This is a genomic window from Marinicella sediminis (genome assembly GCF_002000055.1).
Classification (GTDB): Bacteria; Pseudomonadota; Gammaproteobacteria; order Xanthomonadales; family Marinicellaceae; genus Marinicella; species Marinicella sediminis.
Genome location: NZ_MVBD01000005.1, coordinates 251577 through 273530, shown reverse-complemented (window position 1 = coordinate 273530; position 21954 = coordinate 251577). Strand labels below are relative to the sequence as shown.

The following is a 21954-nucleotide window of genomic DNA, read 5'->3' as shown; positions in this document are numbered from 1 at the left end:
TATTACATGGTAAAAGTAGGAATGTCGTCACCGGAATACGGAGCCAGAATACTTTGGATTTTGGTTTTAACCACTTCCATGTCAGCGTTGTCGCTGAGTTGTACACCAATACCCTGCATGCGTCCTCCTTGAGAACCTTTGGGCGTAATCCAAATGACTTTACCAGTAATGGGCATTCGCTCATCATCATCCAGCGTCAAGATCAAAAACACATCATCACCCAGTTTGTATTTATTGGTGGTTTTGATGAATAAGCCGCCGTTGGCAACATAAGGCATGAAACACTGATGCAATTCTGCAGCACCTTGTATATTGAGGGACAATATCCCCTTTTTGGCCATGTTTCCCGCAAATGCCATGATTACCTCCCACCATTGAATGGCTTTTTGATTTCAATCAATACTGACTCAATCAGCAATTGTTTCTTTATTTGAGTATTTAAGTTTACCATAATCATCTGTATTAAATCATTTAATTCAATAAGAATATGAACCACTTTCGGGGCTTTCTTCATGAACTGATTTAATGGATGAGCCGCATTGATTTCTGGTATCCGAGGGTTTAACAGACTTTTGATGAGCCCCAAAAAATATCGCTGCAAGTGTTGCCAGAATTGCAGGTCTTCCAACTCACTCAACTGCCTGGCTACTGCAGACACAGAAGCCTGTCCGCTCAGCACCTGGAGAATCAAATCCAGATGTTCATTGACCAAATCCAGCTGTTCATCCTGCAAAATCTGTAAAGCCGACAAGGGGTGATGATCGCTCAACTGCAGGGCATCCACAATCTGGTCAACCTGCCAATCACCTTGTTCACTCAGCCAATCTGGCAACCTGAGCTCCTCATCAGGAGTCAAATGAACCGCCAGTTCCACGCACCGGCTGCGGATGGTGGGCATCAGGCTTTGTTTATGGTTGGTGATCAGGAACAGCATGCCACTGCCAGGTGGCTCCTCCAGGATTTTCAGCAGTGCATTGGCCGCAGCCTTATTCATCAGATGAGCTTCTTCAATGATGGCCACTTTGTGCGCTGAACAGTGTGGAGTTGAGGTGAAAAATTGCGTCACTTCTCTGACCATACTGACTTTAATCAGGTTTTTGTCCGGCACCAGCTTTTTGATGTCAGGATGAGAGCCGAGTTGGAATAACCGACAATTCTGGCATGCGCCACAGGCTGGCTGCTGTGCGCCACACAATAAATCAGCCAGCAACAAATCCAGCAGTGATTTTTTGCCAACCCCTTGATGACCGCTGATGATGACCGCCTGAGGCTTGTGATCTGTCTTGATCGACGCCTGCCATTGCTGTTGATGTTTGGTCAGCCAAAACAGATTCATGATTGTAGTTGCTCCCGGTAAGTGTTGAGAACATTCATGACATCAGTCGTGACCTGTTGTATGTCCTGATTGGCATCAACCCGCTTGATTCGCTGAGGATTTTGTTCAAGTCTTTGCCAATAACCTTTCCGTATGTTATTGAAAAAATGAATACTTTCCTTTTCAATCCGGTCTTTGGCTGATCGCCTGGCAGCACGTTTAAGCCCTGTCAGGGGATCCACATCCAGGTAGACCGTCAAATCCGGCCTGGTGTCAGCAACAACCCAATCCTCTAAATATTCGATGGTTGACCAGGCAATGTTCCGGCCAAATCCCTGGTATGCAAAACTGGCATCAACAAAACGGTCTGACACCACCCAAATCCCTTTTTCCAGGGCTGGTCGGATGGTTTTCACCAGATGCTCATTGCGCGCTGCAAACATCAACAACAGCTCTGTGTTGTCATCCAGGTGCTCACTGTGTAACAACAACTCGCGGATCCGTTCAGCATTGGCTTCACCACCCGGCTCCCGGGTTTTTATGAAATCAATTCCCCAGTCATCCAGGACCGAAGCAATGGCATTCATGGCGGTGCTTTTACCCGCCCCTTCCGAACCCTCAAGGCTGATGAATCGTCCTTTGTCAGTCATCAGTTCCCCCTGAGATAGGCAGCGACTGCCTGTTGGTGTTGTTCATAGGTCTCACTGAAAGTGTGACCACCCTGATTGTTGGCCACAAAATACAACTCTTTACCCTCATTGGGGTGTGCCGCCGCCCTGATGGAAGCAGCTCCTGGCATGGCGATGGGTGTCGGAGTCAATCCCTTGCGGGTGTAGGTGTTATATGGCGTATCTGTGACCAGATGCTGACGGGTGATGTCTCCTGCATAGGCGTCGCCTACTCCATAAATGACGGTGGGATCGGTTTGTAGCTTCATGCCTTGCTTCAGCCGTCGGTGAAAAACCCCGGAAATGATGTTGCGCTCAGTGCTCACCGCGGTTTCTTTTTCAATGATTGATGCCAGAATCAAGAGTTCATATGGAGACTTCAGCAATAACCCATCAACCCTTCCTGACCAGGCATCGTTAAGCACTTGTTTCATCGCCTGATGGGCCCTGACCAGCACATCCAGATCGGATTCGTCCCGGGTATATTGATAAGTCTCTGGTAGAAACTGCCCTTCCAGATGACCGGCTTCGATTCCCAGCCAATTGATCAATTGCTCTTCTGTCATGTCAGACGCCACTTGCCTGATATCACTCGATTTTAATTGGGCTCTGATTTGTTTCCAGTTATGTCCTTCAACCAGTGTGATGGCATATGTTTTGACCTGATTGCCGTCAATGTAATCAATCAATTCAAGGGGAGTCATGGCCTGACTGATTTCAAATTCCCCAGCCTTGATTTTGTGCTGCACGTCATTGAGCCTGGCCAGTAGTTTCCAGTAAATAAGTTCACCCTGTCCTTGTTGACTTTTAACCATCTGTACAAAATGACCGTAAGAAGTCCCTTTGTCAATCTCCAACACCACAGGATACGTGACAAATACCGGTTGATTCAAAAAATCCCGGTAAGCTTTGTAATGCCAGCCCACAAAGCCAGCCCCAACCAGCAGCATCAATAACAATAGCAACAACAGTGTTTTCTTCATGCTTTGAACAGACGATTCCACAAATCGCTTATTTTACCGTGAACCTGTCGGGCTGTGCCAATTGAATCCAGGCCTTTGATTTGGCTGACTGGTCTGAAACCATGCAATGAATTGCCAAGTAAAACCTCATCAAACCGCAGCATATCATTGATTTCAAAGGATGTTTCCCTGACATTATACTGTGATTTTAACCACTCCAAAGCCACACCCCTGACCCCGCACAAAGACAAATCAGGAGTCAGTAACTGACCATCTTTTACCACCACAAGGTTCTGCCTGGTTGTTTCGATCACGTTACCCTGCTGATTCAAGACCAATAAATCATCCACATCCTGGTCATTCAACTCATCAGCCACCATTACCTGTTCCAGCCGGTTGAGGTGTTTCATACCTGCCAGCATTGGCTGATCAGCCAGGCGTCCAGTGGCCACACCAAGTGTGTACGTCGTTTTCTGATCAGGGGCAAAAGGTTCGGCCAGCAACAACCATTCTGACATTTGGGTAGCTGGCTGATAACCCCTGTGCTGGGTTTTTCTGAACACCACCAATTTGATAACCGCAGATGATACCAGTTCCTTTGGCATCTGACCGATGACCGTGATAATCGCCGGCCAGTCAGGTTGATCCAAGTGCAACCGTTCAAGGCCGCCATTCATCCGTTGTTGATGCCATTTGAATAAAGGAATTTGTCCGCCAGCAAAACGCATGGTTTCAAATATCCCATCGCCATAAAACAATGCCCGGTTAAGCCACTGCTCCGGATCAGAGGTCGCAAAAGACGCACCCAAAATCATATGGCGTCCATTTCGAGGGCCCGAATCATGCCCTGGGCTTTGTGCCTGGTTTCAGTCAGCTCAGCCGCTGCCTGAGAATCATACACAATCCCGGCTCCGGCATTGAATGTCAATTGCCGCCCATTGATTTCTACTGTCCTGATCAGGATATTCAGGTCAACCTGACCATTGTGATTGATGTAACCCATGCTGCCAGTATAACAACCCCTTGGTCTCGATTCGATGTCATGGATAACCTGCATACAACGTATTTTAGGGCAACCAGTGATGGTACCACCTGGAAACAAGGCCCGAATGACATCAACCACAGACACGTCCGGCAACAGCTTGCCTTTGACATTGGAAACTATGTGATGGACATGCTGGTAAGACTCAATGACCATCAACTCATCCACCTCAACGGTGCCAATCTGACACACTTTGCCAACATCATTACGCTCCAAATCAATCAACATGATGTGTTCGGCCTGTTCTTTGGGGGTATTGATCAGTTCTTCAATCAGCGCCTGGTCAGTCTGCTCATCAGTACCGCGTGGCCGGGTTCCGGCAATCGGCCGGGTTTCAACCCACCCTTCACTGATACCCAGTAACCGCTCTGGAGAACTGCTGACCACCGCAAAATCATTGACTTGTAGAAAAGCCGCAAAGGGTGCCGGATTGGCCTGTTTAAGACGCGCCATCACATCAACAGCAGCGGTACCCTCTTGCAGTCGGCACGTGTACTGCCTTGATAAATTAGCCTGATAGATATCACCCGAAACAATCAGTGCTTTGGCCTGCTCCACTGCAGCGGTAAACTGTTGTCCGGGTTCTTCGTACCAATCTTCAATCGACACAGCGCCTGGCAACCATTGAGGATCATACTGACAGCGGGACAAAATTTCAGTCACGGCCTGTTCAGATGCACCACAAACCCAGGTTTGCTGATTCTTGCGGTCATACACCAGGGCTCCCTGACAATGAATGGCAATGGCCAGCGGTTCCTTGGAAGGTTGTATCAAATGAGCCAGTTTCGGCTCCATCAGATAGGCCGATTCATATGAAAAATAAACCAACCACCCCGATTGAAAAGGCAACAGCGAACGCTGCTCATTGGGTTGACAGTTGATCGTTTCCAGCAAGTGCTGAAACTGTTCATGATCAAAGGCCACCAACTCAACATCAGGAGCAGCAAACAACACATCAAACTGCCCAATACTGGCCTGGTATGACTGACTTTCCAGCAAGGCCGGAAAAAAACCCGGCTGCTCGGCCGCAAGGGCCAGAAAGTCGGGTTTTTCAGTGAGTTTTTGCTCTATCAAATGCAGATGCTCAGGACCTGGCTTTTAAATGGTTAAACACCAATGAACCATTGGTACCACCAAAGCCAAAAGAATTGGACATAACCACATCAACCTGGGCATCACGTGCCGTGTTCGGAACATAATCAAGGTCACATTCCGGATCAGGATTACTGAGGTTGATGGTTGGCGGCAGGATTTGATCATTGATGGCCATAACACTGAAAATAGCCTCAATGCCACCGGCGGCCCCCAACAAGTGTCCTGTCATTGATTTGGTTGATGAAACCGCCATCTGACGGGCATGATCACCAAAAGCCACTTTCACCGCATCGCTCTCGCCTTTGTCACCCTGTGGTGTTGATGTTCCATGGGCATTGACATAATTAAACTCATCGCTGTTAAAGCCTGAATCATTGATTGCATTGACCATGCAACGGGCAGCGCCTTCTCCACCAGGCGATGGCGATGTCATGTGGTGGGCATCTGAACTCATGCCAAAACCAGACAGTTCTGCATAAATTCTGGCCCCCCTTTTAACCGCGTGTTCATATTCTTCAATGACCATAACACCAGCACCGTCACCCAGAACAAAACCATCACGCTCCATATCCCATGGCCGTGATGCTCCGGCCGGGTCTTCATTGCGGGTAGACAAGGCTTTGGATTGTGAAAACCCACCAATGGCAATCGGAGTAGAGGCATATTCTGCTCCACCACAAAGCATGACATCAGCATCACCATAAACGATTGAACGATAAGCCATACCAATGCTGTGAGTCGCAGAACTACATGCCGAAACCATTGCCAGATTGGGGCCTTTCAAACCATATTTAATACTCAGATGTCCAGATGCCATATTGATGATGGTGCTTGGAATGAAAAATGGTGAAATCCGCCTTGGCCCTTTTTCCAACCAGGTCTCTGTGGTGTTCTGGATACCCAGAATCCCTCCAATACCAGCTCCTACATACACCCCGATCCGCTCGGCATTTTCAGCAGTCACCTCAAGTCCTGAATCATTCATTGCATCCTGGCCGGCAGCCATGGCGTAATGTATGAACGGATCCATTTTTTTTGATTCTTTAGGTGATAGGTAGTCTTTGACATCAAAGTTCTTGATTTCACCGGCTATTTTTGCCGTAAAATCACTGGTATCAAAGTGTGTTATGGGTGCAATACCGCTGTTTCCGTTCACGATGTTGTCCCAAGCTTGTTTGAGTGTGTTTCCAACTGGCGAAATGATTCCCATGCCAGTTACAACGACCCTGCGTTTATTCATGTGTGTCCCCGTTCTGCGGATTCAATTCGAACCCTTAAAACTCAAAAAGCCACGAATCAATCGCAGCTTTTTAATGAATTCATTCAGCAAAAAATGATCAGGCGTTTTCTGTCACGTAATCAATGGCTTGTTGAACTGTGGTGATTTTCTCTGCATCTTCTTCAGGAATTTCACACTCGAACTCTTCTTCCAGAGCCATAACCAGCTCCACAGTGTCCAGTGAATCAGCTCCCAGATCATCAACAAAAGATGAAGAGTTATTCAGTTCAGATACTTCCACATCCAAATCCAACTGTTCAATCACGATTTCTTTGACTTTATTTTCTACGTCACTCATTTAGTGTTTACCTATGTAAAAAAGCATATTGTATGCAAGGTTTATAAAATATTCCACCCCTAAATAGTGGTGGGGTCGGGATATTCAAGGAATCACCCGCAATTTGTTTCAAACGTCTGTATGATTAAGCCTCAGCACATCAGGACATGTACATCCCACCATTCACATGAATGGTTTCTCCGGTGATGTATGACCCGGCAGCCGAGGCCAGAAACAACACCGTTTGGGCAATGTCTTCGGGTTGTCCTAGCCGCTTCAATGGCACCTGCTCAAGTAACTGCTTGCGTTGACCTTCATCCAACTCATCGGTCATGTCCGTCTGGATGTAACCTGGCGCAACCACATTGACAGTAATTCCCCTGGAACCCACTTCGCTGGCCAACGATTTACTGAAACCAATCATGCCGGCTTTAGCTGCTGCATAGTTACTCTGCCCCGGGTTACCCATACTGCCGATGACTGAACCAATGTTGATGATGCGCCCGGTTTTGGCTTTCATCATGCCTCTGATACAGGCTTTACTCATTTTGTAAATGGATGACAGATTGGTGTTAATGACCTGATCCCAGTCCTCAACACTCATCCGCATCAATAATTTGTCATTGGTGACCCCGGCATTGTTTACCAACACCGTTGGTAACCCAATGGTTTCTTTTAATTGTTTCAAACAGGCATCAATGCTTTCCTGATCTGCCACATCCAACACCAGACCCAAACCACCAGTGTCTTTCAGGTATTCAGAGATGGCCGCTGCACCACCGGTTGATGTGGCTGTTCCGGCAACCAAAAAACCGGCTTTTGAAAGACAGTTAGCGATGGCTTTGCCGATACCCCGGCTGGCCCCTGTCACCAGGGCAATTTGTTGTTTTGTGCTCATGATGTTCCCTCCAGAATTTGCATGATGCCTTTGCTGTTCAGCAAAGGTGTGACGGTTAATTGACGATCGAATCTTTTAAACAAACCGGACAATACTTTGCCTGGCCCACATTCAGCCACTGCTTCAATCCTCATGGACTGCATGGCTTCCATGGTCTGAGTCCACTTAACAGGTGAATACAATTGTGCCACCAGCGCTTGCTGCAACGCCTCGGCCTCATCATGACTTTGTACATCTACGTTATGTAAAATCTGGCAGGCAGGCTTTTGCCACCTGATCTGTTTCAGGTCCACAGCCAGTTGTTCAGCCGCAGGCCGCATCAGTTCACAATGTGATGGCACGCTGACTGCCAGCGGCATGACCTTTTTGGCACCCGCAGCCACACACAGTTGTCCGGCTTGTTCTACCGCCTCTGCAGCACCAGCAATGACAATCTGTCCGGGTGAATTGTAATTGGCCGGACTGACACTGCCCTCAGCATCTTGGCACGCCTGACTGACCCTGGCCTCATCCAACCCCAGTACAGCTGCCATGGCACCGCTGCCTGCGGGAACGGCTTCCTGCATATACAATCCACGTTTATGTACCAAATCAATGGCTGCTTCAAAGCTCAATGCCCCGGCACAAACCAAGGCCGAATATTCACCAAGCGAATGGCCTGCCATCACCGGCACGTCAATGTTCTGCTGAGCATTGATGGTTTGATAAATACCCACCGAAACAGCGAGCAATGCAGGCTGGGCCCACTGGGTTTGGTTGAGTGATTCTGCCGGCCCGTTGTTGATCATTGACAACAAGTCAATATTCAACACATCATTGGCAGTCTTTACACAATCGAGAACCGCAGGAAAGTCAGTTAAACCGTCCAGCATGCCCACCGATTGAGATCCCTGTCCAGGGAAAACAAGTGCTATTTTTTTCATTGTTATAAAGTGATAATCAGTATTTGATCAGTGCAGAACCCCAGGTGAATCCACCACCAAAGGCCTCTAATAACAACACGTCCCCACGTGCTACTTTTCCACTTCTGATGGCTTCATCCAAAGCCAGTCCCACAGAAGCGGCCGATGTGTTACCGTGTTTATCTACGGTCACAATAACCTGGTCCATATTCATGCTGAGTTTTTTCGCCGTGGCGGTGATGATTCGCAAGTTGGCCTGATGTGGTATCAACCAATCAATGTCGGTTTTTTTCAGCTTGTTGGCCACAAGGGTCTCTTTGACAATGCGACCCAATGTGGTCACTGCCATTTTGAAAACCTCATTGCCTTTCATGCGAATTTTTAAACCACCATTGGGCTCATTTTTCAATCCGGAGGACACCCCAACTGTGGCATTAAGCAAATGATCATGCGCTCCATCAGCATGCAAATGGGTAGACATAACTCCTGGCTCATCACTGGCTTCCAACACCATTGCACTGGCACCATCGCCAAACAGCACACAGGTGGTGCGATCCGTCCAGTCAACCATTCGCGTCAGGGTTTCGGTGCCAATCACCAGGGCTTTTTTATGTTGGCCGGACTGAATGAATTTATCGGCCACACTCAGTGCATATATGGAACCACTACAAGCCGCATTGACATCCATGGCAGTGATGCCTGAACAACCCAGGCCTTTCTGAATCAAACAAGCAGTGCTGGGAAAGACCAGGTCGGGTGTCGTGGTACCCACCACGATTAAATCAATGTCTTTGGCGGTGATGCCAGCTGCTTCCAATGCTTTTTGTGCAGCCGCGAGACCTAAAGTTGATGAAGTCTCACCGTCTCCTGCCACGTGTCGTTGTTTGATTCCAGTTCTTTCCTGTATCCATTGATCATCCGTATCTACCAATTTTTCCATATCGGCATTGGTTAAAATCTTTTCAGGCAAATGGCTGCCAGTCCCCGCAATTCTTGAATAAATTCTCATGATTTTCTATCCCACACGTTGTTATTTTTATTTGATTTTAGTCATCCATTCGCCGGTTTTGACCAGGGCATGATAAAAACCCTGTTCATCACTGTTGCCATGGGCCTTGACCACCAAACCATCCAACCCCAACAACAAGGCACCATTATATTGGGCCGGATTTAAATTCACATCATTAAATTGGCAAAACCATTTTTGCCACCATTTCAGGTGTCGTTTGCTTTGCACCTGTTGCATCAGCCCCTCGCAGGCTTTCAAGGTAATGTTACCCACAAAACCATCACAACACACCACATCAGCAAAACCAGCAAACAGGTGAGTTCCTTCGCAAAAACCCAGATAATTCAGTTCAGAATCCTGCAACAGGCGATCTGCCTGCTGAACGGTGTCATGACCCTTGATGTGTTCAGTACCCACATTCAGCAGCGCCACTTCCGGTCTTGGTCCGCAGTTCAGTAATTCTGGCGCCACCTGCGCACCTAGTTCAGCCAACCCATACAGGTCCTCTGCCCGGTATTCCAGCATGGCGCCAATGTCCAGTAGCAAAGTGGGTTTGGGGCTGCCTGGCAGCACCGTAGCCAAAGCAGGCCTTTCAATGGTGGATGACATTTTAAGCCAGTATTTGGCCAGTGCCACCAGCGCGCCGGAATTACCGGCTGTCAAAATGGCATCAGCTTCACCATCAGCCACCGCTTTGATGGCCACAGACATGCTGCTGGTTCTTTTTTGACGCAACGCACGGATCGGAGATTCATCCATCAATATGGAATTCTCTGCGATGATCAGACTGATGTTGTCAGGACACTCTGCGAATGTCTGCTGGTGTTGCTGCATACAGGATTCGTCCAGGTAGACTTTGAATGCATGATTGGGGTTTAGCTTGATGTATTTATTGATCGCACGCCATCGCGTCAGCGGACTGTCATCGCCACCCATCAGGTCGATTGCGGTGATTGGAAATTGACTGTTCATCAATAAAAAATGGGCAAAGTGTTTGCTTTACCCATTTTGTTAACTGTTCGACTGTATGTCAACTGGTGCATACAGGCTGTTGATCAGTCTTTATTCGTCAGCGTCAGCTTGTTCAAACTGGATCACTTCTTTACCACGATAAAATCCTTCAGGGCTGACGTGATGACGCAAGTGAGTTTCACCGGTTTCCGGCTCAACTGATAAAGATCTTGCTTTCAATTTATCATGCCCGCGTCGCATGCCTCTTTTCGACGGTGTTACACGGCTCTTTTGTACTGCCATTTTGAGTTCTCCAAAATTATTTTAAATCTTTCAATACAGCGAAAGGGTTTTCCACCTCTTCTTCTGCTGTGTCGTCATCCTGATCATTCAGGTACTGACTGTCTAATTCCGCACCCGGCTTAACCGGTACATCCGGAATCATCAACAATATCTCATCCTCTATCAACGCCTTTGGATCAACCAGCATGTCTTCCACCCATGACGGTGAGACATCGGTGGCCAGTTTTTCTTCATCTTCAAGCTCACTGATAAAGCCTATGGTGTTATCACTGCGCAATGGAAACTTAAACGTCTCCAGGCTGCGCTGACAGATTAATTCAAGATCAGCTTTGATTCTGACCACTGCTTCACCCAATACCGCAGTCGATTGTCTGAAATAAATTTCATACTCAATCACAGCATCTGCTGAACGAATCATTTCAGTGGGCATGCGATCCAGGTCGGACAACAAAACCGCTCCTGTCAACTGCCATTCCTTCCTGACTGCAGCGTTCAATTCGATTGAATCTGGTAGTGATTTAACCATAGCCGGCGAATTCTACTGGTTTTAACACCTGAATGCAAACCAATTAACGTGTTTTTACAGGTTTCCAATTATACCGCCTTTGACCTGTTTTCACAGGGTTTTAGACAGACCAATCAGTGAGTCATAAATTGCCCCATGAGGAGGGTGACAGGTTGACCGGGGATTTGCTAAACTAAGTCAAATCAAAAATGGCTTTCATTGTGCAAATCACAACCAACCCACTGCCCTACGAATCGAGCCTGGATGACCGTTCGTTATCCGACATCGCTTTGCTGGTCATTCACTGTACTGAATTGCCCGATCTGGCCATGGCCCGCGAATACGGTGAAAAAGTCCTTTACCCAAGCGGAACAGGCAACTCTGGGCATTATTACATTGATCGGGATGGCTCAATCCATTGCTGGGTCAAGCGTGAAAAAATTGCCCATCATGTCAAAGGACACAACGCCAGTTCGATTGGCATTGAGTTGATCAACCTGGGCCGCTACCCTGACTGGCACCACAGCCAACACCAGCAACCGACTGAACCCTACCCCGACAAGCAAATTGACGCCCTGATTGCGTTGATCAAACACTTGCACAGCCATATCCCCAGTCTGCAACACATCACTGGCCATGAAGACATAGATCAATCCACCCTCCCGGCCGCCAATGACCCACAGCAAAAGGTGCGCAGAAAAACAGACCCGGGCCCACTGTTTCCCTGGGATTTTGTGATGAAAAACATTCAACTGATAAACATAGGCAGCCATGCAAAATACTACCAATGAACTGAACCACCTATTGACTTACTTTGACCTTGAAAACCTGGAAGAAAACCTGTTCAGAGGCCAGTCTCTGGACATTGGCACAGGAAGAATTTTTGGTGGTCAGGCCTTATCGCAAGCCCTTAAAGCAGCATATCAGACCACCAAAGATCAACAGGTGCATTCTTTGCATGCCTATTTCCTCAGGGAAGGTGACTGTAATAAACCAGTGATATACCAGGTTGAACGGGCCCGTGATGGCAGAACTTTTAGTAACCGACGGGTTTCGGCGATTCAGAACGGTAAACCCATTCTGATACTGTCCGCTTCATTTCAGCGTCATGAATCGGGTCTGGAACATCAAAAAGACATGCCTGATGTACCTAAACCCGATGACTTAACTGAAAAAACCCTGATTCCCGGTGATAAAATCAAACACCTGTCACCCAGAATGCGCCGCACCCTGACCACCCAGGGGCCGTTTGAATTTCGTTTTGTTGATGATGTCGATCCGTTTGACAGTGAGCCCAAGCAACCCATCAAGCGCATCTGGTTCAAAGCCCGCTACCCACTGGAAGCGGACCAGGCTTGCCATCGGACCTTATTGACATTTGTGTCCGATTTTCACCTGGTCTCAACCGCAACACTGCCACACGGCATCTCCTACCTGGATCCCAGGCTACAATTTGCCAGTCTGGACCACGCCATGTGGTTTCACCGGCCGTTTCAAATCGATGACTGGTTGCTGTATGATTGCGACAGCCCCAGTGCATCTGAAGCCAGAGGCTTTGCCACCGGCCATGTGTTTGACATTCATGGCAAACTGGTGGCTTCAACCGCCCAGCAGGGACTCATGCGACTGTGGGATGAAGCCAAATAGTTAAGCCATGAAAAAATACCTGCTGATTACCTCAGGCTCATTGATTCTGGCAGTGGCTGTGGCGATGTTTCTGACCCCGGCTCAAATCGTTACCGGTGGCACTCCAGGCATGGGCATCTTGCTGCACATGATCACCTCTGCTCCGGTAGGGGTATCGATGCTGATGATCAACATTCCACTCATCATGGCTGGCATTCGCTACATGGACACGGCATTTGCCCTGCGCAGCATTTATTCCATGGTGCTGACCGCCGTCACTGTGGATTTAATTACCCTCTATCTGACCATTCCGGCAATCAGCAGTATGTTGTTATCCACCCTCTATGGCGGGATCTTTGCGGGCATTGGTGTAGGGCTGGTGCTCAAAGGTCATGCGTCAGCCGGTGGCACCACCATCGTGGCGAAAATAATTGCCAGTCACACCCACATCAAAGCAGCTCAGGTGCTGTTGATCATGGACAGTATCATCATACTCAGTGTAGGCTTGCTCTTTAAGGACATGGAAAAAATATTGTGGAGCATGATCAGCATTTATGTCACTGCTCAGGTAATAGACCGGATTCTAACCGGCCGGGTCAGCGAAAAGACCATCAATATTGTCTCGGTCAAACTCCCTGAAATTGCGACTGCCATAGCCAGCCGGATGAACCGGGATGGTACGATCCTGTCTGGCAGCAACCTGAGTGGAGAACACACCAAACAAATACTTTTTGTGGTGATTGATGCCCGCCGCATTAACCAGCTCAAGGAATTGGTGCTCGGCATAGATGCCAATGCCTTGGTGGTGACCATGGAAGCCAGTGAAATGGTTGGCGACAGTCGGATATCCAGAATCAGTTAGTTTTTTATCTTTTTGTCAGCAGATCTGATAATGGCGATCCCCAGATAGGCAAACACAATGGCCACCAACGGATTGAGCAAGTTCAACAACGCATACGGCGCAAACTCCAGCACTGAGATACCTAATGTGGCGGCATAAAAAGCGCCGGCTGTGGTCCACGGAATCAAACCCGCCAGTAATGTAACACCCTCTTCTACCGATCTTGACAATACCGCTGAATCAATGCCTTTACGCTCATATGCCTTTTTAAACACCTGACTATTGAGGATGATGGCAATGTAACCCTCGCCCAAAGCTGCCACGGTCAATAAACCTGAACCAATCGTTGCAGCGACCAAAGATCCGGTGCGTTTAATGACTGCCACCAAACCTCCCAGCAGTGCCAGCACAAAACCAGCTCCCTGCAGAATTCCTCCCAAAGCAATGGCTATCAATGCCAATAGCAAAGTCCATGCCATGCTGAACAACCCGCCCCGGCCAAGCAATTGATCGATGTTCTCCACGCCTGTTTCAGCAGCTTTGTTTGACCAAAGTGCCTGGGACATTTCTTGAAATGTCACATCCTGAAACAACAAAGCAATCACCACAGCGACAGCCACACAGGCTGTCATGCTGACTTCAGCTGCCACTCGCCGATAACTGAGCAGCACCATCACCACCACAGGCCAGATGGTGATCAGTGGATTGAGGTTGAATTCATCAGCCAAAGCAACCTGAATGTTCGCCACCTGAGCAGAATCACCGGCTTCACTTGACAGACCAAACCCCACGCCTGCAAAAATAAGGGTAACGATGACAAAAGTTGGAATGGTGGTCATCATCATTGAACGAATATGAGCATACAGATCAGTTTCTGCACTCATCGCCGCCAGGTTGGTGGTGTCTGAAACTGGCGACATTTTGTCACCAAAAGTGGCACCCGACACAACCATGCCAGCAACCCAGTACAACGGCATGTCCTGGGCAACTCCAATGCCCATAAAAACCACGCCCAGTGTGCCTACCGTACCCCATGAAGTTCCTGTCAGTAAGGACATCAAAGCGCAGAGCACAAAACCAACCGGCAAGAACACCGCCGGAGACATCCAGTCCAGGCCATAATATATCAAGGTGGCGACGGTACCACTTTTCATCAGAGCAGCAATCACCAGTCCAATCAGCAAAAAGATATAAATGGCTGGCAGTGCACGACTGATGGCACTGCTCATCATTGCCCTGATGGTTTCATAACGGAATCCCAGATAAGTCGCATGCAAAGCGGTCCACACCACTCCGGCAAACAACACCACATGTAACAAGTGGTCAAGCACAAACATTCCGGTGGCAATCAAAGCGAATAAACCAGCAAACACCAACAAGGCGTGTAAAAAATGGACTTTTTTCTCAGTCATATTAAGCAATGGATGATGGATTCAGAATCAGTATATCGGTTTTTAAGATCGGATTTGGATTTTTCACCCAGGATTTAAAGTTAAACAATGGCTGCGGCCATCAATCGGCAAACAGCACTGCAATCACTGAATTGGCAGTGCAATAAACCAACCCAATAAACACGTGTAGGACGATCACCCAACCGATGCATTGACAAACACCTCAGGCACCCAAACAGCTGACCACAGGTCGCTGATAACCCACCCCATTTTCGCACTATTTCACTGTTTTGCCTGATCCAGGCATTCCAATTAGTCAAAAAAACAGTTACAATCCACCTCCCACGCGGTGAGGTGTCTGAGTGGTTGAAGGAGCTCGCCTGGAAAGCGGGTATACGTTAACGCGTATCGAGGGTTCGAATCCCTCTCTCACCGCCATTCTTTTCATGTCATTGACATCCAAATTAACTGGCTCAAATCAGAGCCGGAAACTCTGAAATCGAAAGTTTTGACAGGATCATCAGCTGTCAACCGCACAATCAATCGAAATCGCTGTGGTCAGTCAACATTTGGCTGTTTTGATGTCATACAGCTGCCCATTTACTGGCTTCTTTCACCTCCAGTCACCAAAGCATAGCCTGGTTCCATCAATAGCGATTCTCGATCAAGTGAGGGATAACGCCCTCGCAAAAAATGAACCGATTTCAAGAGTTTAAACGCATCCAGCCATTCGTGAATGAATTGTTGCCACCGTTGCTCAGAATTGGTTTGCCCCATGGCTTTGACAAGCACCGTTTCCATGTCCCAGCATTCATTCAGACCTTCGTCTGCAACCGGCAATTGCTGTTGATGATAATAGTCCAGCAGTTGATTACGCCATTTTTTGAGAATCACAAAAATACGTGGGTGATAGTACAACGGTAATTGTCCCTGCTCGATGTCTGCACGGATTTTTCTGATCGCCGGTCCAGTGCCAAAAGGTACCCGCTCTGACATCCTGACGTTGATTTCAACAACCGGCTGTTCCGGCTGAAATACGCCACCCAGTTTCGCAACTTTATTGAGCAAATAGAAGTCTTCACCTCCGGACCTGACCGGAAATCCACGAATTTTGGCATAAGCCTCGGCATGGATGATGAGCGTACTGCCCAATGGAATGTAGTTATAAGCCGAACCAATGAAGCGGATACCCTGCTGGTAATAGTACATTTTAAAGTCATATGCGTCTTGCAACGCCAACAGCTGGGGATCAGTTGAAATGTGTTGAAACCTTAAACTGCATGCCAGATCATCACCACCGATTTGTTCCGGCACCTGAAAATAACCAGCCGGCAAGATCACATCGGCATCGGTACTGAATATCCATGGCGTTTTGATGTGCCCGGTCACCACCAGTTTTAAGGCCATGTCTGCGGCCACTTTCCGAGCAAGGCCAACACCTTTGTGGTCTTCATAGGGCAACAAATTGTGATCAACGAGCAAAACATCAAACCCATCCACAGTTGACAACAGAGTCACCTCATCACTGATGCTGACCAGTAGCTCTGCCGCCGCTTGCCACTGACACACCAGGGTATGATTACTGAGCTGCCAATCAGTGCTTCTTGGGTGTTTTTGAGGGCGGTTCACCACCACAATTAACAACACCAATTCATGCCCATGATGGCTCATCAGTTGACGCATAAAATCCGGATGTTCATCACAAACAGGCACGATCAACACGTGATCCCATTGCCCGGTGATCTGTGCAAGATCAGGCACCATGGGATCCGTGTATTGAGACAGGTATTGCTTGACGGCTTTGTCAACGTGCGCCATCAGTGCACGGCAGCACGAAATGGCAAGTTTTTAATGATGTGAGCTTCGGCATCCAACAGTTCATCAAGGCGTTGGTTTACTTGTTGTGCGTCATAATACTGATGTGCCAACTTGATAAACAGTGTGTAGTGTCGGTATTCGGCTTTGGCCAGTCGGATATAGAAATCCTTCATTTTGGGGTCTTCCAAAGCTTCACCCATCATCTGGAATCGTTCATGTCCGCGCTTTTCCACTATACTGAAGATCAGCAGCCGGTCCAGCAAATAAGTCTCACCGTTTTTTCTGATTTGTTGCAGCAGTTGTTTGATGTATGGATCTTTTTCATCATTGGCCTGTTGTAAGCCCCGTTCAAGCATGATTTTCATCACTTCCCTGAAATGGGCCATTTCTTCCATAGCCAGGTCAATCATGCCTCGAATCAAATCGGGCTTATCCGGATAGTGTTGCACCATAGACATCGCCAGAGCTGCCGCTTTGCGTTCACAGGCCGCATGGTCCTGTAAAAAAGCATTGAAGTCAGATTTGGCCACATCAACCCATTCAGCGGGGGTAGGCAACCGCAGTTCAAATTCCAGCACACTCACTTTCAGATCAACCCCAGTTCCAATGCTTTCAGTACAGCACGGGTGCGGTCACGAACCCCGAGTTTTGACAAAATGTTGGAAACGTGGTTTTTTACTGTTCCCTCAGCAACAAAAATTGAATTGGCGATTTCTTTGTTGCTGTATCCACCAGCCATCAAACGCAGGATTTCCGTTTCCCGATTGGTCAACGGGTCCGGCCGTTCAAAGCTGATAAAATCATTCTTCAGCCCTTCCACACTTTCCAGAATACGCTCGGTGATTTGCGGTCTGACAATGGTTTTACCTTCTGCCACCTGTTTAATGCCTTCCACCAGCTCCTCGAGAGGAACGTCTTTCAGTAAGTAGCCTTTGGCACCGGCTTTGACTCCAGCCAGGATCAATTCTTCGTCATCAAAAGTGGTCAGGATGATGGTTGGAGGCAATTGATTGCTCTGAGACAACTCATGCAACACATCCAGACCGGACATACCAGGCATTCGCATGTCCAGTAAGACCACATCAGGATTGAGTTCGGGCACCATTTCGATGGCTTCCTGGCCAGACCTGGCCTCACCAATCACTTCTATGTCATCAGCGATGTCCAGTAAGGCCTGAACGCCCTGGCGCACCAGATTCTGATCGTCTACTAATAAAACCTTTATCATGTTGTTCTCTGCTATATCGGGAAGGTTAAGATGGACTGCAATCCGTTATTTGATTCACATTCATACTGCCCATCCAGTAATTTAACACGTTCTGACATTCCTGTCATGCCATTGCCGGCCACGGATTTGCCCAAGCCCACACCGTTGTCCCGGACCACCAGACGAATGTGATCCTGTGTGCGTTCCAGAGAGACAAAAATGCGACTGGCCTGAGCGTGTTTCATGGTGTTGGTAATCAGCTCCTGAGCACAACGCAGGATGGTTTGCGCCAATTTGGGGTCTTCTACCAAAAATGGATCCGGAATTTCTTTGTTGACTTTCAGGCCCGGCAAACCTTCCAGCAATTCGGTGACAGCCTGACCCAGATCGAGGGTGCCGGACTGACGGAATTTACCCACCACTTCACGAACATCAGCAAGCAATAATCTGGCAATTGAATGGGCTTTTCTGACATAAGATTGCGGTTTGCCTTCGGTCATGTGAGAAGCCGCTTCCAGATTCAGTGTCAGTGCGGTCAAGTGATGGCCAATCAAATCATGCAATTCTCTGGAAATCCTCAACCGCTCATTGATTCTTGATGAGTCAGCCAGCAATACCTGAGTGGCTTTCAATTCCGTGTTCAACATACGCAATTCTTCTTTGGCATTCTGCTGACGGTAGGCAACCAGGGAAATGATAAAGGAAAACACCGAGACCCCCAGGTATACAAAGAACAGCATATACTGCGATGCCTTGATTTCCAAATCACTACCGAGGTAATTGAACTGCAATCCAATCAACACATTGTAGACAGTCAATATCAGCAAGCTTTGTCGGACCGGAAACAACCAGGCCAGCAAAACCGAAATGATCAACGCATATAAGATACCTGTGGCACTGTCGGTGATGTGATTGATCACCAGCACCAGAAAAACCAGTGAAATAATCGACAACCAGGCTTTGACTTTAAAATTGAGCTGTCTCATCTTATTGGTCACAAACCAAAAGATCAGGCCAAAACACAAATGAGCTGTGAGGTAGATACCGAAGGTTTGATTCAGTGTATCAAACTGCAGAAACAGCGGGATCGACAGGCTGAGCCAAATAATGAGCCCAGCCAGTCTGATGAGTTTAATGTGAGAATAGCGATAAACCACTATTGAATTTCGAATTCATTATCACCTGTGCGTTCAACTTCCAGATTAATGGTGGTATCACCAACCAACCAGAAGTATGCACTCTGGGAACTGGTGATGGGTCGTTCAACCAATACCGTCTTATTTTGTACATACAAGATATCTTCACTCTTCAATTGGGAGGCTGAAATGCTCACATCTACCCTTTTATTTCTGGCATGGCTGCGGCGTAAATCATCCTGATCTTCAATCACATCATCCACCGCAACGAAATCGAGGCTGGTTGGTTCAATGACTTTTTCTTCAGTTTTTTCGGCCACTTTGGCATCCACCTGGTCACCAGCCACTGCTTCAGGATCTTTGCGGTATTTTCCAGAACCCTTCTCTACCAGCTTATGAACCGCTGGATCATAAGCTTCATTCATCCAGAAAAACAACACCACACCTTGGTTGATGAAGCGTTTGATTAACACCACATCACCTTTGATGAACAGGTCATCTTTGCTGGTGATACTGGTGTAACTGAGGTTCTTTTCGACCCGCTTGGCTCGGGCGTATTTTCTGCGCAGGTCTTCCTTATTTTCTTCACGCGTGGCAGTGGCCTGATCATCGGCAGAAAGCACCGGAGTGGCAGCAATCTGACCTCCTGAATTTTCTGCCCGGATGTTGGTTGATGGCCTGGCTGGCTGGGCTGCAGCAGTGGCACTTGGCTGGGCAACAGGAACAGCGATTTCCAATTTATTGATTTCACCCAGTAATTCATCACCGTTATTGGGTATTTCTATGTCACCAAATTCAGGCGCGTCAACTTCGGTGTCAAATTCAGGTTTATCAATCACCACTTGTTTTTGAACAGTTGCCGTGCTGCCGTTGCTGGAAGACACTTTGGCCATTTTGATGCCAGGTACAGCAGAAATGGCAATGCTGTTGTACAGTGAGTCTTTGAAGTTGACCTGCACATCACGGGCACCTGAATCTGTCAGGCCCATGCGAATCTTATTGTGCCAGTCCTTGGGTGCAGTGATTTTCAGCAGCCAATTGTTCTTGGCAGCTTGCGCACCAATCTCACCAAATTTAGTGCTTGCATTTGGTAACTTATATTGATTTTCCGTCATCCCCCAAGATGGCAATTCTGCCCAGCTCAGGGAGGTAATCAGTAACAGGGTTATGGTTAATACTTTCTTCATTGTTTTTCCTCAATACCACCAGTGGTCAATTTAATCGGATCCAGAATGGCTTTGATTTCAGCCTCGGATAAATCTGTGTTTTCCTTGGTGACGTCCAACACAGAACGTTTCTCTTTGTAAGCCTGTTTGGCAATTTTTGCCCCCAGGTCATACCCGATCACGGCATTCAATGCCGTAACCAGAATTGGATTTTTACCCACATTTTCACTGACTGCATCCAGGTTCACCTTGAACCCCTTGATGGCAGAGTGCGCCAACTCTTTGCTGGCTGTGCTGAGTATGTGGATACTTTGCAACACATTATACGCAATGACCGGTAACATGACGTTAAGCTGAAAATTACCGGATTGTCCAGCCACAGTTACTGTGGCATCATTACCAATGACCTGGGCACAGACCATGGCCATGGCTTCTGGCACCACCGGATTAACTTTTCCTGGCATGATGCTGCTGCCAGGCTGTAAAGATGGCAGCTCAATTTCACCAATACCAGCCAATGGGCCAGAGTTCATCCAGCGTAAATCGTTGGCTACTTTCATTAAGGTGGTGGCCACCACTTTCAACTGACCGGATAATTCAACGATGTTATCCTGGGCACTGATGCCGTCAAATTTATTGTCCATTGAACTGAAATTCACACCAGTGGCAGAAGTCAGTTTTTCAGCAAACAAACCACCAAAGGCAGGATCTGCATTGATGCCTGTACCCACTGCAGTTCCACCCTGCGGTAATTGCGAGACCCTGGTCAGGGTATCCTGTAATCGCCGGATGTTGGTTTCAATGGTACTGGCCCAGGTGTTTAATTCCTGGCCGAAGGTCACCGGCATGGCATCCATCAGATGCGTCCGGCCGGTTTTAACCACATGATCCAGATCTGTGGCTTTACTGCGACAAACCTGAACGAAGTCTTGTAAGGCAGGTATCAGCAGTTCACTGGTCGTTAAGGTGGCACTGACTGCAATCGCTGTGGGAATCACATCATTGGAGCTTTGCCCCATGTTGACATGATCGTTGGGATGGATGAACAGTTCATCGGTACTGGCCAGATGTGAAATGACCTCATTGCAATTCATGTTTGAACTGGTACCGGAACCTGTCTGAAAAACATCCACCGGAAAATGGGTATCAACTTCGCCTGACTGAACTTTTTTAGCGGCATTGATAACTGCATCTGCAATGGCCTGATCCATGTGACCCAAAGACACATTGGCTTCTGCTGCCGCAGCCTTGATCAACCCCAACGCATTGATGAAAGCCCGTGGCATGGTCAGATCACTGATGGGAAAATTATTGACGGCCCTTTGTGTCTGGGCACCATAGAGGGCATCGGCCGGCACTTTCAGTTCGCCCATGCTGTCTTTTTCAATTCGAAATTCAGTCATTTAATCTGGTCGGTTTAAAAACGAGCCGAAATTATACGCGCAATGCGCTCAGAAATCGAATGAAAACTCATTGGCCCACTGTCTGCCAGGGTTTTGACACTTAATTTTACAATTCAACCAACCCCTGTTGATTTTGCAAGGGCCAGCAACAAATTTTGTC

At 47.8% G+C, this 21954-nt stretch carries 24 protein-coding genes and 1 tRNA gene; 4 read left to right on the top strand and 21 right to left on the bottom strand.

The genetic code is table 11. From position 1 onward, the window contains the following. Window positions 1-2 precede the first annotated feature (2 nt). The 14 genes from B0475_RS09150 to B0475_RS09085 all read right to left on the bottom strand — a co-directional run bounded on the left by B0475_RS09150 (window position 3) and on the right by B0475_RS09085 (window position 11227). Window positions 3-359 (bottom strand): PilZ domain-containing protein, encoded by a 357-nt coding sequence (locus B0475_RS09150; RefSeq protein ID WP_109862370.1) that lies wholly within the window; start codon window positions 357-359, stop codon window positions 3-5. A gap of 2 nt (window positions 360-361) precedes the next feature. After that, window positions 362-1336 carry a DNA polymerase III subunit delta' gene (locus tag B0475_RS09145; RefSeq protein WP_077411503.1) on the bottom strand — a complete coding sequence of 325 codons (975 nt, stop codon included), beginning with the start codon at window positions 1334-1336 and terminating at the stop codon, window positions 362-364. Continuing rightward, window positions 1333-1965 carry a dTMP kinase gene (tmk, locus tag B0475_RS09140; protein WP_077411502.1) on the bottom strand — a complete coding sequence of 211 codons (633 nt, stop codon included), beginning with the start codon at window positions 1963-1965 and terminating at the stop codon, window positions 1333-1335. Before tmk ends, B0475_RS09145 begins: the two co-directional genes overlap by 4 nt. Next, a complete protein-coding gene (gene mltG, locus B0475_RS09135) occupies window positions 1965-2966 on the bottom strand; it encodes an endolytic transglycosylase MltG (protein WP_077411501.1) in 1002 nt (333 codons plus the stop codon). The genes tmk and mltG overlap by 1 nt, the downstream gene beginning before the upstream one ends. After that, a complete protein-coding gene (gene pabC, locus B0475_RS09130; protein WP_077411500.1) occupies window positions 2963-3760 on the bottom strand; it encodes an aminodeoxychorismate lyase in 798 nt (265 codons plus the stop codon). Before pabC ends, mltG begins: the two co-directional genes overlap by 4 nt. Then, window positions 3757-5061, bottom strand: a complete 1305-nt coding sequence (locus tag B0475_RS09125) for an aminodeoxychorismate synthase component I (RefSeq protein ID WP_077411499.1) — start codon at window positions 5059-5061, stop codon at window positions 3757-3759. Before B0475_RS09125 ends, pabC begins: the two co-directional genes overlap by 4 nt. 10 nt (window positions 5062-5071) lie before the next feature. Continuing rightward, window positions 5072-6322, bottom strand: a complete 1251-nt coding sequence (fabF, locus tag B0475_RS09120; RefSeq protein WP_077411498.1) for a beta-ketoacyl-ACP synthase II — start codon at window positions 6320-6322, stop codon at window positions 5072-5074. Window positions 6323-6419: 97 nt separating this feature from the next. After that, window positions 6420-6659, bottom strand: coding sequence for an acyl carrier protein (gene acpP / locus B0475_RS09115; protein WP_077411497.1), 240 nt, complete (start codon window positions 6657-6659; stop codon window positions 6420-6422). A gap of 139 nt (window positions 6660-6798) precedes the next feature. Next, entirely contained in the window at window positions 6799-7536 is a 738-nt protein-coding gene (gene fabG, locus B0475_RS09110) for a 3-oxoacyl-ACP reductase FabG (protein ID WP_077411496.1), read from the bottom strand. Continuing rightward, entirely contained in the window at window positions 7533-8465 is a 933-nt protein-coding gene (gene fabD, locus B0475_RS09105) for an ACP S-malonyltransferase (protein ID WP_449288543.1), read from the bottom strand. Before fabD ends, fabG begins: the two co-directional genes overlap by 4 nt. Before the next feature lie 10 nt (window positions 8466-8475). Further along, a complete protein-coding gene (locus B0475_RS09100) occupies window positions 8476-9447 on the bottom strand; it encodes a beta-ketoacyl-ACP synthase III (protein ID WP_077411494.1) in 972 nt (323 codons plus the stop codon). A gap of 27 nt (window positions 9448-9474) precedes the next feature. Then, window positions 9475-10419: a phosphate acyltransferase gene (locus B0475_RS09095; RefSeq protein ID WP_077411493.1), complete on the bottom strand. Its 945-nt coding sequence runs from the start codon at window positions 10417-10419 to the stop codon at window positions 9475-9477. A 90-nt stretch (window positions 10420-10509) separates the two neighbouring features. Continuing rightward, on the bottom strand, window positions 10510-10701 hold the full coding sequence (gene rpmF / locus B0475_RS09090; protein ID WP_077411492.1) for a 50S ribosomal protein L32: 192 nt from the start codon (window positions 10699-10701) through the stop codon (window positions 10510-10512). A gap of 16 nt (window positions 10702-10717) precedes the next feature. Further along, window positions 10718-11227, bottom strand: a complete 510-nt coding sequence (locus tag B0475_RS09085; protein ID WP_077411491.1) for a YceD family protein — start codon at window positions 11225-11227, stop codon at window positions 10718-10720. A gap of 188 nt (window positions 11228-11415) precedes the next feature. On the opposite strand from B0475_RS09085, the gene B0475_RS09080 reads away from it, so the two are divergent. From B0475_RS09080 to B0475_RS09070, 3 genes are read left to right on the top strand one after another with little or no spacing between them, the layout of a single operon-like run. Continuing rightward, window positions 11416-11997: an N-acetylmuramoyl-L-alanine amidase gene (locus B0475_RS09080; protein ID WP_077411490.1), complete on the top strand. Its 582-nt coding sequence runs from the start codon at window positions 11416-11418 to the stop codon at window positions 11995-11997. Beyond that, entirely contained in the window at window positions 11978-12853 is an 876-nt protein-coding gene (locus tag B0475_RS09075; protein WP_077411489.1) for an acyl-CoA thioesterase, read from the top strand. Before B0475_RS09080 ends, B0475_RS09075 begins: the two co-directional genes overlap by 20 nt. A 7-nt stretch (window positions 12854-12860) precedes the next feature. Beyond that, a complete protein-coding gene (locus B0475_RS09070; RefSeq protein ID WP_077411488.1) occupies window positions 12861-13694 on the top strand; it encodes a YitT family protein in 834 nt (277 codons plus the stop codon). Here B0475_RS09070 and B0475_RS09065 read toward each other — a convergent pair. Beyond that, window positions 13691-15085 (bottom strand): Na+/H+ antiporter NhaC family protein, encoded by a 1395-nt coding sequence (locus B0475_RS09065; RefSeq protein WP_077411487.1) that lies wholly within the window; start codon window positions 15083-15085, stop codon window positions 13691-13693. The two genes, B0475_RS09070 and B0475_RS09065, sit on opposite strands and share 4 nt — an antisense overlap. A 327-nt stretch (window positions 15086-15412) precedes the next feature. Here B0475_RS09065 and B0475_RS09060 point away from each other — a divergent pair. Then, a tRNA-Ser gene (locus B0475_RS09060) sits at window positions 15413-15502 on the top strand. 162 nt (window positions 15503-15664) lie between these two features. Here the strand turns inward: B0475_RS09060 and B0475_RS09055 are convergent. The 6 genes from B0475_RS09055 to B0475_RS09030 form a co-directional block, all read right to left on the bottom strand. Then, window positions 15665-16882, bottom strand: coding sequence for a hypothetical protein (locus tag B0475_RS09055; protein WP_077411486.1), 1218 nt, complete (start codon window positions 16880-16882; stop codon window positions 15665-15667). Next, window positions 16882-17466, bottom strand: a complete 585-nt coding sequence (miaE, locus tag B0475_RS09050) for a tRNA-(ms[2]io[6]A)-hydroxylase (protein WP_198538181.1) — start codon at window positions 17464-17466, stop codon at window positions 16882-16884. Before miaE ends, B0475_RS09055 begins: the two co-directional genes overlap by 1 nt. Window positions 17467-17468: 2 nt before the next feature. Beyond that, entirely contained in the window at window positions 17469-18110 is a 642-nt protein-coding gene (locus B0475_RS09045; protein WP_077411485.1) for a response regulator, read from the bottom strand. Between the two features lie 11 nt (window positions 18111-18121). Then, the gene (locus B0475_RS09040) at window positions 18122-19075 is read right to left on the bottom strand and encodes a sensor histidine kinase (RefSeq protein ID WP_157892828.1); all 954 of its coding nucleotides are present in this window, start codon (window positions 19073-19075) and stop codon (window positions 18122-18124) included. Between the two features lie 170 nt (window positions 19076-19245). Continuing rightward, on the bottom strand, window positions 19246-20412 hold the full coding sequence (locus tag B0475_RS09035; RefSeq protein ID WP_077411483.1) for a hypothetical protein: 1167 nt from the start codon (window positions 20410-20412) through the stop codon (window positions 19246-19248). Continuing rightward, entirely contained in the window at window positions 20409-21794 is a 1386-nt protein-coding gene (locus B0475_RS09030) for a class II fumarate hydratase (protein WP_077411482.1), read from the bottom strand. Before B0475_RS09030 ends, B0475_RS09035 begins: the two co-directional genes overlap by 4 nt. Window positions 21795-21954 lie beyond the last annotated feature (160 nt).